Below are 13,154 nucleotides of genomic sequence, written 5' to 3'. Positions count from 1 at the left end.
AGAGTAGAATATCATCATTAAAATAGCTTTTTATTCAAAAAATCATTCGGGCACAGGTAGCATGGTTGTATATTTTATCTTTTCCATCGCAAAGCTCGAAGTCACATCAATCAACCCAGGCACACCATTAACCATTCGTTTGTAAAAACGGTCATAGCTCTTCATATCGGCAACTTCAACCTGCATCAGATAGTCATATTCACCCGCCATACGGTAAAACGCCAACACCTCTGGCATTTGCTTAGTAAACTCGACGAATTCTTGATACCAGCCACTATTATGCTGTTGTGTTTTGATCAGCACAAATGCGGTGAGTCCTAATCCTAATTTTTCACTATCTAATAACGCGACTCGCCCACGAATAAACCCCTCATCTTCAAGGCGCTTTAAACGTTTCCAACACGGAGTGGAGGTCAGATTGACCGCCTCGGCCAGAACTTGCAGTGACTGTGTGCAATCTTCTTGCAACATACAGAGGAGTTTACGGTCAGTTTTATCTAGCATAGCGATTAACCATAGAATAAATTTCTACCATTTGGCGATAAAGCAGGAAAAATGGCAACGTTTTTTTCTTTGATAACCGTTAATCTAGTCATCATTAGTTTACTACCTACATCGCAGGCCATGAAATGACCAATACTTGGGTAAAAAACGCTATCAGCGAAATAGAAGCCGATTTTCAACGCTCCGCTGATACACACCTAATTCGACTCAACTTGCCCGCTTTTCCCGGCATTTATCTCTATTTAAAAGATGAAAGTACACATCCAACAGGCAGTTTGAAGCACCGTTTAGCCCGCTCACTGTTTCTCTATGGTTTGTGTAATGGTTGGATAAAAGAAGGCACTACGATAATAGAGGCATCGTCAGGAAGCACCGCGGTATCTGAAGCCTATTTTGCACGTCTGATTGGTTTACCCTTTATTGCAGTAATGCCTAGTTGTACCGCCCGACGTAAAGTTGAACAAATCGCCTTCTATGGTGGCCGCTGCCATTTTGTTGAAAGTGCAGGGCAAATTTATGCCGCATCAGAACAATTGGCGCGCGAACTTAACGGTCACTATATGGATCAATTCACCTACGCCGAGCGGGCGACCGATTGGCGTGGCAACAATAACATCGCCGATAGTATCTTCCGCCAAATGGCCCGCGAACCTTTCCCAGTCCCTGACTATATTGTGATGAGTGCAGGTACTGGCGGCACATCGGCGACCTTAGGCCGCTATATCCGTTATCAAGGTCATGATACTCAGCTTGTGGTGGTTGATCCGGAAAATTCAGTATTTTATGACTGCTTCTGCAATCGTGACCGCGCAGTCACTGGCAGTTGTGGGAGCCGTATTGAAGGTATTGGCCGGCCACGTGCAGAGCCTTCATTTATTCCAGAAGTGATCGACAGTATGTTACGCGTACCGGATGCTGCCAGTATCGCTACCATTCATTGGTTAGAAGGTATTCTTGGCCGTAAAGTGGGAGCGTCAACCGGCACAAACGTCTGGGGAGCGCTGCAATTGGCCAAGAAAATGCGCGAAGAGGGTAAAAGCGGCGCGATTGTGACTTTGCTCTGTGATAGCGGTGAACGTTATCTTGATACCTACTACAACCCACCCTGGGTAAGCAGTAATATCGGCGACTTAACCCCCTTCAGCCATGAGTTAAACAACCTGTAGCTGACAGATAAAAGGGGCCTTGACACTGGCCCCTTTCGGAAGAAAAAAACCGGATGGTTATCCGGCTGGCTAATAGCTACCCCAACGTAAAGTACGCTGGGATATACCTCAGAATTCGGGGGAATAGGTGAGGTGTGGTGAACTTAGCCAATGTTGCAAATAGTGCGCCACGCCTTGTTGCTCGCAGCGTCCAATAACTTGTAATTGAGGTAACTCTTGCTTCAATTGTGGCAATGCATTTCCCATCACCAAACCACGACCCACTCGCGACAACATCTCTTTATCATTCATGGCATCACCAAATGCCATGCAATCTGCCAGAGTTAAATCGAGGTGGTGACTTAATCGCTCCAAAGCCGCCCCTTTATTACAACCGAGGGGTAAAACTTCCAGACACTCCAGCGCAGAGAAACAGAAGTCAGCTTTCCCCCCCATTTGCTGCTCAAGTTGAGTTTTCAGCTCAACCAGCTCTTCATGAGGCGCGATAAAACAAATTTTGTGATTGCCTGTCAGGGGCAATGTATCCCATTGAGTATGTTGGAACCGGAAACCACTGGTTTTATGTGCCGTCAACAGGGTGGAATCATTGCAGTCAGTAAACCAGCCCTCATCACGGAAGATATGAATACTGGCATTCGTTTGCCATGGTGCGTGTAGAGCAAATTCCACCAGTTCTGCAGGCAAATCCATGCCATAAAGCGGCTCCCCATCCATGCCACAGACGCGAGTACCATTACCCGTAATCAAATAGCCGTTAATACCTGAGTGGGATAAGATCCCTTTCATATCAATGTAATGTCGACCAGTCGCAAAGGTCAGGATGATGCCATTTTCCACCAATTGATGTAACGCGTTCAATGTCGCGCCACCAATATTATGGTCGCGCATCAGTAAAGTTCCATCCATATCAAAAGCGGCTAAACGGTACATTCAAAACCTCATAAAGAGTGAAACTGGTGATATGTATAAAATTATGGCGTAATATTTACGGAACTAATAGTGAACAATTAATTTAAACTGTTCTGTATTTAGCATCGATTCAATCAGTGGTCTATTTTTATGCGAGTGCTGGTGAGATTCGAATTGGCAGATAAGATAGCCCTAATGGAATAGGTTATTAATTATGCGCATTATTCACCGACTTGCCCAATATCAGCGTCTATACAAGAAGTTTGCAGACCAGCAGGTATCTACCACGGTAGGTGAAATTGCGGGTCTACTATTTTGCAGTGAACGTCATGCTCGCACCCTGATTCAGCAACTACAAGCGAACGACTGGCTCAGTTGGCACTCTCAGGTTGGCCGAGGAAAACGCGCGCAGTTGCAATGCCTGAAAAGCCCGGAAATACTCAGGGCAAGTTATCTGCAAATCTTTCTTGAGCAAGGTGATCATCAAGCCGCATTTGAATTAGCTCAGTTGGAACCTGAACGCCTCCAAGCGTTGTTGAACCCGCATATGGGTGGGCAGTGGCAAGCCGATAGCCCAATATTGCGAATCCCTTACTACCGCAAACTTGAACCATTAAACCCTCTTACCGCCACAGGCCGGGCTGAACAACACTTAATTTATACGTTACATGCGGGCCTGACTCGGTTTAATACCGGTGACCCACAGCCCCAACCCGATCTGGCCCATCACTGGCACGTCAGTGAAGATGGTTTAATCTGGCAATTCTTTTTACGTAGCCAATTGCGCTGGCATAACGGTGAACACATCCGTGGCGAACAATTATTACAAACACTGACACTGCTGCAGGAAAATACGCGCAGTCAGCCTAGTTTCGCCAATATTTTAACTATTACCCTGCCCCATGCTCTGTGTCTGCAATTTACGCTTTCTCGGCCTGATTACTGGCTGGCTCACCGATTAGCTGATTTACCCTGCCGGTTATTTCATCCAGAGCATCCGCTGCTAGGGGCTGGCCCTTTTAAGCTAGCCACGTTTGAACCGCATCTGGTGCGATTAGAACAGCATGAATTTTACCATTTGCAGCACCCTTATCTGGAAATCATCGAATACTGGATAACGCCAAGTCTGGCGATCCCCTCAACCGATGGCAGTTGTCAGCATCCGGTGCGCATCACCATCGGTCAAGAAGAGGATTTCCCTCTGGTTCGCCCTGTCCAGCGCAGTATGAGCCTTGGCTTTTGCTATCTGGCAATTAATCAGCACCGACATCATATGACTTCGCAGCAAACCGCTAAGTTACTGATGATCGTGCAAACCTCTGGAATATTGGAGGAGCTTTCCATCAAGCGCGGTATTATCACCCCCAGCCATGAGATGCTGCCGGGCTGGCCTATTCCACAATTTAGCACCAATGAAGACCCACCACTGCCAGACCATTTGGTATTGGTTTATCAGCCGCCAATGGAGCTTGAGACGGTCGCCATGCAACTCAAAACAGTTCTGGCTGTTCACGGCTGCACATTAGATATTCGCGCCAACAATGATAAGCAGTGGAAAAGTATTCGCCAAATTGAAGAAGCTGACTTATTGCTTGCAGACCATTTAGTTGGTGAATCACCTGAAGCGACGATGGAAAGTTGGCTCCGGCTTGACCCGCTGTGGCGTGGCATTCTCTCACCCGAACAGTGGGAACAGCAGCAAAAAACGCTGACCCGTATTCAGCAAATCGAACCCTCTCCAGAGCGCTTTCGCCAATTGCGCGCACATTACAATGAGTTAATGCTGTCAGGGCTGATTCTGCCACTGTTTAACTATCAATATCAGGTCAATGCCCCACCACGAATTAATGGTGTTACGTTAACTGCTTACGGCTGGTTCGACTTTAGTCAGGCGTGGCTCCCCCCAACTACAGTCTGATGGCCAAACGCACCTTGCTACCTTTTCTCGTGCTAACTGAGTACCATACTGTCAGTTCTTAATTTTGCTGTAGGGGATGACGTCCTTAAATCCCACAGCCGCACGAGGTAATAGCATGACACGCGCCGTCGTTGTTTTTAGTGGTGGGCAAGACTCCACCACCTGTTTAATCCAAGCATTACAGCAATATGATGAAGTCCACTGTATTACATTCGATTACGGGCAGCGCCACCGTGCAGAAATAGAGGTTGCCCAAAAATTGGCAACTGAACTTGGTGCTGCGGCTCACAAAGTCCTGGATGTCGGTATGCTCAATGAGTTAGCGGTTAGTAGCCTGACCCGCGACAGTATCCCCGTCCCTCTCTACAGTGAGGACGAAAAAGATGCTGTTCCCAGTACTTTTGTCCCTGGCCGTAATATTTTATTTCTTACCTTAGCGGCTATTTATGCATATCAGGTACAAGCTGAAGCCGTCATCACTGGGGTCTGCGAAACTGATTTCTCCGGCTATCCAGATTGCCGGGATGAGTTCGTTAAAGCACTCAACCATGCCATAGATTTAGGTATTGGCCGAGATATCGCGTTCATCACGCCTTTGATGTGGCTAGATAAGGCCGAAACCTGGGCCCTAGCCGATTATTATCAGCAACTCGAACGAGTCCGCCATAACACCCTCACCTGTTACAATGGAATTCAGGGTTATGGCTGCGGCCAATGTGCCGCATGTCATTTGCGTGCTAAAGGGTTAGAGTTTTATCTGGCGAATAAATCTAATGTTCTGCTGAGCCTAAAGCAAAAAACCGGATTGATTTAACTCTTTATTGTCGCTACCTCGTGCTATCCGGCCGAGGTAGCTATTAATAAGCAATAATTCGTTATGATTATAAATAGCAAAGCCGTTTCTTTTAGCGCTCCCGATTCACAAACTCCTCAAGTTTTTCGCGCAGCGCCCCTTCAATGGGCAATGCCTTTTGGCTACGTAAATCAATACAAACAAAAGTCAATTCCGCATCAGCGACAGCAATAGACTCTGGTTCCAGTGTGACAGTTTGCTTCATTACGCCGCTTTTACCATTCAGCCTCAATAGCTGACTATCAATGCGCAACAGATCACCCAATACTGCAGGCCGTCGGTAGTTAATATTGATATTAACTACGATAAAAGCGATTTGGTGTTCCGCCATCCACTGTGCTGCTGGCTCTCCCTCAAGCCACTCCCAACGCGCCTCTTCGAGAAACTCTAAGTAGCGGGCATTATTAACATGTTGAAAAACATCAATATGGAAACCCCTAACTTTAATATGAGTATGCATGACGACGAGCTTCTCCAGACAGTTAATTGTAATTATAGAGTGACGGGCACAACTGGTATGACCTCAAAAAGAAAGATTAGCAGAGGAAAAACACTTCATAGCACGCTGACTATATAATCTGGATCAGCATCACAGTTTTACCCCACCTTTGCGACTTACATTATGAAATACTGGGAATTATTCGTTATGAAAATAGTCAGGCAAACACTCTCTCGAATCTGCCTGACTGCCCTATTTATATCTTAATTCTGGTGCTATTTTTCTCTAGAAAAGAGGGACCAATCCCCGGGACTTCAAGCAGTTGTTCAGCCTCTGTAAAAGGGCCGAATTGCTCGCGATAGCTAACAATTGCCTCGGCTTTTTTCCTACCAACACCATTGAGGTACTGCGCTAACTGTTCTGCATCAGCACGATTAATATCAATTTGGCTTTGTAGACTATCTGATGCTTTATTTGCTGAGTGCTTGTCCGCTGTAGCGGTTACCGTCATTTTGTCCTGTACCACTTTTGATGCGTTACTGGATACGGCCACCTTACCTGACGAATGAAGCACTTTTTCTTGCGGGGAGCTACTGGCGGAACTTGCAGCTACTGCGTGGGCTGGAGAGTGGATATTTAAACCGGTTAATAGCAACGTAACTACAAATAATTTTCCTAGGGATTTCATGCTGTGTCCTCCTTGTATTTGACAGCATGACTACCTTGCCGTACCTCCCGACTCACCGCAAATGACAGATTTCAGATATGCGAAAGGCCGCCAAAGCGACCTTTCGTTGTTACATCGATTTGCAAATGAATGCGAGACTTATTGCGGTTGCTGCTGCTCCGCAGGCCCCATCTTGATAGTCGCCTGTTTGTGCAGGTTAGCCATCAACGCATCAAAAGTGACACCGCTGGAACCCTCTTGCATTTTAGCAATAAAGGTTTTCATTTCACCTTCCGGCAATTTACCCGGCGTCACTGATAACAGTTCAATCAATACAATGTTGTCCTGACGGTCCTGAGACAAACCATAAACCGGTTGGTCTTTTTGCGGATGAGGCAATGCAAAGATGGTCTGCACCAGTTGATCATCATCTGGTGCCCGCGACAAGGTTTTCTTCTCACCGAAGCTGATACCCGCGGCTTTCATGGCTTCTTCGCCTTTACCTTGTTTCAGCGCCGTTAGGATCTTCTCACCATCAACTCGTGCCAGTTGTTCTGCTTTCTGGCGTTTCACCAATTCAGCAACTTGATCACGAACTTGAGCGAATGGCTCAATACCTTCTGGTTTATGCCCATCAATACGAATAACAAACGCACGATCACCATCAACAGTGATGACATCTGAGTTGCTACCCGGTGCGCCATTCTCACCCACTAAACCGCCATCAAAGATGGCTTGAACAACAGGTTTGAAATTAACTTCAGCGGGTACCGTATCACGGGTAAACCAATCTGTTTGTTTGGCTTTAGCCCCTGCTGCTTCTTCGGCGGAGGCCAAAGACTCGTTATCACTGGTTGCCGCTTCGCTCACTTTTTGCTGTAACGCGTAATAAGCATCAACCGCTTTTTCCTGCTTAACCTGTTTAGCCAGCGCATCATGCACTTCAGATAATGGTTTAACTTGCTCTGGCTTGATGTCATTCAAACGGACAATCAAGTAGCCTACAGAAGATTTAACTACATCAGATAACTGACCTTTTTCAGTCAGATTAGCTTGTTTCAGTTCATCCGCAGTAGTTTCTGGCTCCAACCAACCCAATTCGCCGCCATTCTTACGAGAGATGATATCGGTAGATTTCTCTTTTGCCATCGCGGCAAAATCAGCACCTTTTTTCAGTTCATCCAGTGCAGCTTTGGCTTCTGCTTCGGTTTTAAACTGAATAACACTGTAATTACGCTGTTCTGGTTGGGTGTAGCTGCTTTTGTGTTGGTCGTAATAAGCAGAAATGTCTTCTTCGGTAACCGTAATCTTGTCCTGCATCGCTGCAGCATCCATCACAATGAAACTGACTTTCATCTGTTCCGGCGCGATGAAGCTATTTTTGTTCTGATCATAGTAGGCTTGCAGCTCTTCATCGGTCACTTTTTGCTGTGCTTGTAGAGCTTTAAGGTCGATGGTTGCCAAGCGGACTTCACGTTGCTGCAAAATCAGCTCTGACATGGCTTGTGCTTCGACAGGAAGAACAAAACCAGTATCGCCAAAGGCTTGCAGCAATTGTTGATTAATGAGCTGCTGACGTTGTAATTGAGCAAATTGATCTGGGGTGTAACCCATGCGATTAACCAGCTCAAGATATTTGCTGTTATCGAACTTACCATCAGTTTGGAAATAAGGTGCCTGGCGAATGGCATCTTTAACTTGTTCGTCGCTCGCTGTCAGGCCCAGTTTTTTAGCATATTGGTCAAGTAACATATTGTTGACCAACTGCCCAAGAACTTGCTGGCGCAGTTGCAGCATGTAGCCTTCGTTCGCAGCCAGTGCGGAGAACTGTTCACCTAATTGCTGTTGCAAGCGGCCACGTTCACTCTGTACAGCCTGTTCTAACTGAGCACGACTAATCTCTTGGCCATTAACCTTGGCGGCGAAGTCGTTGGAACCACCAATCAGATAGCTGCCAACCCCAGTCAGGATAAAGGACAACATGATCAAGGCCAGAATGATTTTGAGCACGACGTTATTAGCAGCCGCGCGTAAATTGTCCATCATAATGTGACAATACTCCGCTGTAATATGGATTAAAACTGTTGCGCAGGTCTAAATAAACCCAGCATTCCTTGCGACAGCCCTTCGTGCTGCTGCGCGTTAAAACTGCTTATTGTACTTTCTTACTACTGCATTTTTTACTCAAAAGGCTACCGACATTTTTTCGACAAACCAGAATGTTACGTAAGTTCAGCGCTAAGTCAGTTCAACTGCCTAAACGAAAAAAAAGCGCATCATTAACGATGCGCCTTGTATCTTACCTTACCAGCTCAACTGCGTCAGGTTATTGTTTAACACAAACGCAGGTGAGAATTGACGCGGCAATCAGTTTACAGCGTCTTTCAGACCCTTGCCGGCCTTGAAGCCTGGTACTTTAGCTGCTGGAATACTGATTTCTTTACCAGTCTGAGGGTTACGGCCAGTTCGTGCAGCACGCTCACGAACTGTAAAAGAACCAAAACCAACCAGAGCTACTTCATCCCCATCTTTCAAGGTATCAGTAACAGAAGAAATAATTGCATCCAATGCGCGCCCAGCGGCCGCTTTAGAAATATCAGCACCTGCGGCAATTTTGTCGATCAGTTGTGACTTATTCACTCTTTCATCCCCTTTAGAATTCTATCGTCGCGCCGAAAATCCCTACGGACAACACGACAGCGCAGCTGTTATATCAATCCTGCCCGACCTTAGCAAGCAGCCCAAAGGCTTAAACTTTTGCCAGACAGCCGAACTAACTTAGCCGCACAAAAAATAGCTGGCAAGTAGCATTTCACTCACCAGCATCAGTTTTATCAATACTTTTTGCGATCCGTCACTATTTTGACGCTACCGGCTGTGCCCCGAAGGCTGGATTTTGCAAAGCAATGGCTAAAACATCATCAATCCGTTTAACCGGGTGAATCTCCAGATCAGCAATAACGTTATCCGGAATCTCTTCTAAATCACGTTTATTATCATCTGGAATCAGCACCACTTTGATCCCACCACGGTGAGCGGCCAGTAATTTCTCTTTTAAACCACCGATAGGTAATACTAAACCACGTAAAGTGATTTCGCCGGTCATCGCCACATCGGCCCGAACTGGGTTACCGGTCAAGCAAGAAACCAATGCGGTACACATTGCAATACCTGCGCTTGGACCATCTTTCGGTGTCGCACCTTCAGGCACATGCACGTGAATATCACGTTTTTCATAAAAATCAGGGTTAATGCCCAATTTATCTGCACGTGCGCGCACCACCGTCAATGCGGCCTGAATTGACTCTTGCATGACTTCGCCCAGCGAACCGGTGTAAGTCAGTTTACCTTTACCCGGAACACAGGCCGTTTCGATAGTCAGCAAATCGCCGCCGACTTCGGTCCATGCCAAGCCAGTGACTTGACCAACACGGTTTTCAGTATCAGCACGGCCATAATCGACTTTCTGTACACCTAAGAAATCTTTCAGATTGTCGCCTGTGATTTCAATGTGCTTAACCGTTTTATCCATCAGCAGATTTTTTACCGCTTTCCGACACAGTTTGGAGATTTCACGTTCCAAACTACGTACCCCTGCTTCACGGGTGTAATAACGGATAATGCTCATAATGGCGCTATCGTCGATGGTCAGCTCGCCTTTTTTGATGGCGTTGCGCTCAAATTGTTTTGGCAGCAGATGCTGCTTGGCAATATTGAGTTTCTCATCTTCGGTATAGCCAGACAGACGGATAACTTCCATACGATCCAGCAGTGGGGCCGGAATATTCATGGAGTTAGACGTTGCTACAAACATGACATCTGACAGATCATAATCCACTTCCAGATAGTGATCGTTAAATGCGACGTTTTGTTCTGGATCTAATACTTCAAGCAATGCAGAGGCAGGATCACCACGCATATCAGATGCCATTTTGTCGATCTCATCTAACAGGAAAAGTGGGTTTTTCACTCCAACTTTTGCCATTTTCTGGATCAATTTACCTGGCATAGAACCAATATAGGTACGGCGGTGACCGCGAATTTCCGCTTCATCCCGCACGCCACCCAATGCCATGCGCACATATTGGCGCCCGGTTGCTTTGGCAATAGACTGCCCCAAGGAGGTTTTACCTACCCCAGGAGGCCCTACCAGACACAAAATTGGCCCTTTAATTTTGCTAACCCGGCTTTGTACTGCGAGGTATTCCAAAATACGATCTTTAACACGTTCTAAGCCGTAGTGGTCGGTATCCAGAACTTCCTGCGCTTTGACCAGATCTTTTTTCACTTTACTGCGGCTGTTCCACGGAACCTGCAACATCCAATCAATGTAACCACGAACAACGGTGGCCTCCGCCGACATCGGCGACATCATTTTCAGTTTTTGCAGTTCAGCTTCTGTTTTTTCACGCGCATCTTTCGGCATTTTGGCCGCTTCGATTTTGCGTTTTAATGCTTCATGTTCGTCTGGTGCGTCATCCATCTCGCCCAGTTCTTTCTGAATAGCTTTCATTTGCTCATTCAGATAGTACTCACGCTGGCTCTTTTCCATCTGTTTTTTGACGCGATTACGAATCCGTTTTTCAACCTGCAACAGGTCAATTTCAGACTCCATCATCGCCATCAGATATTCCAGACGCTCGGTCACATCGAACATTTCCAGAACAGCTTGCTTATCATTTAATTTCAACGGCATATGTGCCGCGATAGTGTCAGCAAGACGTGCTGCATCATCAATACTGTGCAATGAAGCCAGTACCTCTGGTGGGATTTTTTTGTTCAGTTTGATGTAACCTTCAAACTGATTAATCGCCGTGCGAACCAGCACTTCTTGCTCGCGATCGTCCATCACCGGTGATTCTAAATATTCTGCTTGAGCAGCAAAGTGCTCACCGCTGTCGGAAAGCGTGGTAATACGCGCACGCTGTAGCCCTTCAACCAGCACTTTGACTGTGCCATCAGGCAATTTAAGCATTTGCAGAATTGAGGCTACAGTGCCGACTGAAAACAGATCGTTGATACCAGGCTCATCAGTTGAGGCTTCTTTCTGCGCAACCAGCATGATTTTTTTATCATGGTCCATTGCCGCTTCCAGGCACCGAATCGACTTTTCCCGGCCGACAAACAGTGGAATCACCATATGCGGATAAACCACCACATCGCGCAGAGGCAATACAGGGATTTCTATGCGTTCGGAACGCTCAGGGTTCATAGAGCTCTCTCTTAGTTTAGCTTCCGCCAGATTACTGGGAATCTCGTGAAACACGAATCATCACGAGTTTCACTAAATAGGTAATTGAGTATATGGGGACGAATGTCTTACATTCAACGATTACAATGCGAGGAAAAAGAAATGGGGGATAAAATCCCCCATTGTCGTACTAACCATCTGGATTATTTGGCTAATTATTCGCCAGAAGCTTGAGCTTCAGGCTGACCATAAATTAGCATTGGCGCAGACTGACCAGCAATAACTGACTCGTCTACTACGACTTTTTCCACACTGTCCATTGATGGCAAGTCATACATGGTATCGAGCAAAGCAGCTTCTACGATAGAACGCAGGCCACGAGCACCGGTTTTACGCGCCATCGCTTTTTTAGCGATAGCGGTCAACGCTTCATCACGGAACTCAAGCTCTACCCCTTCAAGATTGAACAATGCCTGATATTGTTTCGTCAGAGCGTTTTTCGGCTCTTTTAGAATCTGAATCAGAGCATCTTCGCTCAACTCGCTCAAGGTCGCTACAACAGGTAAACGGCCGATAAACTCAGGGATTAAACCGAATTTAATTAAGTCTTCTGGCTCTGCCTGGCGTAATAATTCACCTTCAGTCGCCTTTTCTGACTTACCTTTTACTGTGGCACCAAAGCCAATACCGCTACCGGTGTTAATACGCTGCCCGATAACTTTATCCAAGCCCGCGAAAGCACCACCACAGATAAACAGAATCTTAGAGGTATCAACCTGCAAAAACTCCTGCTGAGGATGTTTACGGCCACCTTGCGGCGGAACAGCAGCAATAGTCCCTTCGATCAATTTCAACAGGGCCTGTTGCACACCTTCACCCGACACATCACGGGTGATAGATGGGTTATCAGACTTGCGTGAAATTTTATCAATTTCATCGATATAGACGATACCGCGCTGTGCTTTCTGCACATCGTAATCACATTTCTGCAGCAACTTCTGAATGATGTTTTCAACATCTTCACCCACATAACCGGCTTCAGTCAGTGTGGTTGCATCTGCCATCGTAAATGGCACATCCAAGAAGCGAGCCAGCGTTTCCGCCAACAGCGTTTTACCACTGCCTGTCGGGCCAATCAGCAGAATGTTACTTTTACCCAATTCGATACCATTGCTGGTGTCGCCATTGCGTAAACGTTTGTAGTGGTTATACACCGCAACCGCCAATACTTTTTTCGCCGGTTCTTGCCCGATGACGTAATCATCAAGGTGGCGACGAATTTCGTGTGGCGTTGGCAGCGAGCTACGCTCGCGGTGCGGTGCGACTTCTTTGATCTCTTCGCGAATAATGTCGTTACACAAATCGACACATTCATCGCAGATATACACTGACGGCCCGGCAATTAGCTTACGCACTTCATGCTGGCTTTTGCCGCAGAAAGAGCAATACAGCAGCTTTCCAGAACCGTCTTTGCGCTTATCTGTCATCAGCAAACCTCTTCTTTAAT

11 protein-coding genes are annotated in these 13,154 nt (G+C 46.5%); 3 read left to right on the top strand and 8 right to left on the bottom strand.

Annotated features, from left to right (window positions below):
• Window positions 1-42 precede the first annotated feature (42 nt).
• Window positions 43-504, bottom strand: coding sequence for an Lrp/AsnC family transcriptional regulator (locus HUZ92_RS10855; RefSeq protein ID WP_050099134.1), 462 nt, complete (start codon window positions 502-504; stop codon window positions 43-45).
• Window positions 505-629: 125 nt separating this feature from the next.
• Here HUZ92_RS10855 and HUZ92_RS10850 point away from each other — a divergent pair, with 125 nt between their 5' ends.
• Complete coding sequence (locus HUZ92_RS10850) at window positions 630-1,670, top strand: PLP-dependent cysteine synthase family protein (RefSeq protein ID WP_050099137.1); 1,041 nt, start codon at window positions 630-632, stop codon at window positions 1,668-1,670.
• Window positions 1,671-1,778: 108 nt separating this feature from the next.
• On the opposite strand, the gene cof is transcribed toward HUZ92_RS10850, so the two are convergent.
• Window positions 1,779-2,600, bottom strand: a complete 822-nt coding sequence (gene cof, locus HUZ92_RS10845) for an HMP-PP phosphatase (protein ID WP_050139916.1) — start codon at window positions 2,598-2,600, stop codon at window positions 1,779-1,781.
• A 193-nt stretch (window positions 2,601-2,793) separates the two neighbouring features.
• Here cof and HUZ92_RS10840 point away from each other — a divergent pair, with 193 nt between their 5' ends.
• On the top strand, window positions 2,794-4,497 hold the full coding sequence (locus HUZ92_RS10840; protein WP_050139917.1) for an SgrR family transcriptional regulator: 1,704 nt from the start codon (window positions 2,794-2,796) through the stop codon (window positions 4,495-4,497).
• Window positions 4,498-4,612: 115 nt separating this feature from the next.
• Window positions 4,613-5,311: a 7-cyano-7-deazaguanine synthase QueC gene (gene queC / locus HUZ92_RS10835; protein WP_050296030.1), complete on the top strand. Its 699-nt coding sequence runs from the start codon at window positions 4,613-4,615 to the stop codon at window positions 5,309-5,311.
• Between the two features lie 91 nt (window positions 5,312-5,402).
• Here queC and HUZ92_RS10830 read toward each other — a convergent pair whose 3' ends face one another.
• From HUZ92_RS10830 to clpX, 6 genes are all read right to left on the bottom strand, one after another.
• On the bottom strand, window positions 5,403-5,810 hold the full coding sequence (locus HUZ92_RS10830) for a YbgC/FadM family acyl-CoA thioesterase (protein ID WP_050099144.1): 408 nt from the start codon (window positions 5,808-5,810) through the stop codon (window positions 5,403-5,405).
• 235 nt (window positions 5,811-6,045) lie between these two features.
• Entirely contained in the window at window positions 6,046-6,477 is a 432-nt protein-coding gene (locus HUZ92_RS10825) for a ComEA family DNA-binding protein (RefSeq protein WP_050296031.1), read from the bottom strand.
• Between the two features lie 138 nt (window positions 6,478-6,615).
• Window positions 6,616-8,502 carry a peptidylprolyl isomerase gene (gene ppiD / locus HUZ92_RS10820; protein ID WP_050099147.1) on the bottom strand — a complete coding sequence of 629 codons (1,887 nt, stop codon included), beginning with the start codon at window positions 8,500-8,502 and terminating at the stop codon, window positions 6,616-6,618.
• 321 nt (window positions 8,503-8,823) lie between these two features.
• Complete coding sequence (hupB, locus tag HUZ92_RS10815) at window positions 8,824-9,096, bottom strand: nucleoid-associated protein HU-beta (protein WP_050099149.1); 273 nt, start codon at window positions 9,094-9,096, stop codon at window positions 8,824-8,826.
• Between the two features lie 217 nt (window positions 9,097-9,313).
• Window positions 9,314-11,668 carry an endopeptidase La gene (gene lon, locus HUZ92_RS10810; RefSeq protein ID WP_050077342.1) on the bottom strand — a complete coding sequence of 785 codons (2,355 nt, stop codon included), beginning with the start codon at window positions 11,666-11,668 and terminating at the stop codon, window positions 9,314-9,316.
• 194 nt (window positions 11,669-11,862) lie between these two features.
• Entirely contained in the window at window positions 11,863-13,134 is a 1,272-nt protein-coding gene (gene clpX, locus HUZ92_RS10805; protein ID WP_050099151.1) for an ATP-dependent protease ATP-binding subunit ClpX, read from the bottom strand.
• Window positions 13,135-13,154 lie beyond the last annotated feature (20 nt).

It is taken from the genome of Yersinia vastinensis (genome assembly GCF_902726565.1).
Lineage (GTDB): Bacteria > Pseudomonadota > Gammaproteobacteria > Enterobacterales > Enterobacteriaceae > Yersinia > Yersinia vastinensis.
The sequence above is the reverse complement of the archived record's forward strand: the minus strand, read 5'-3'. Positions and strand labels throughout refer to the sequence as shown.

Bases quoted from the DNA above. Each gene is read 5' to 3' on its own strand.
- HUZ92_RS10855 (WP_050099134.1), bottom strand. From the start codon at position 504: ATGCTAGATAAAACTGACCGTAAACTCCTCTGTATGTTGCAAGAAGAT.
- HUZ92_RS10850 (WP_050099137.1), top strand. From the start codon at position 630: ATGACCAATACTTGGGTAAAAAACGCTATCAGCGAAATAGAAGCCGAT.
- cof (WP_050139916.1), bottom strand. From the start codon at position 2,600: ATGTACCGTTTAGCCGCTTTTGATATGGATGGAACTTTACTGATGCGC.
- HUZ92_RS10840 (WP_050139917.1), top strand. From the start codon at position 2,794: ATGCGCATTATTCACCGACTTGCCCAATATCAGCGTCTATACAAGAAG.
- queC (WP_050296030.1), top strand. From the start codon at position 4,613: ATGACACGCGCCGTCGTTGTTTTTAGTGGTGGGCAAGACTCCACCACC.
- HUZ92_RS10830 (WP_050099144.1), bottom strand. From the start codon at position 5,810: ATGCATACTCATATTAAAGTTAGGGGTTTCCATATTGATGTTTTTCAA.
- HUZ92_RS10825 (WP_050296031.1), bottom strand. From the start codon at position 6,477: ATGAAATCCCTAGGAAAATTATTTGTAGTTACGTTGCTATTAACCGGT.
- ppiD (WP_050099147.1), bottom strand. From the start codon at position 8,502: ATGATGGACAATTTACGCGCGGCTGCTAATAACGTCGTGCTCAAAATC.
- lon (WP_050077342.1), bottom strand. From the start codon at position 11,668: ATGAACCCTGAGCGTTCCGAACGCATAGAAATCCCTGTATTGCCTCTG.
- clpX (WP_050099151.1), bottom strand. From the start codon at position 13,134: ATGACAGATAAGCGCAAAGACGGTTCTGGAAAGCTGCTGTATTGCTCT.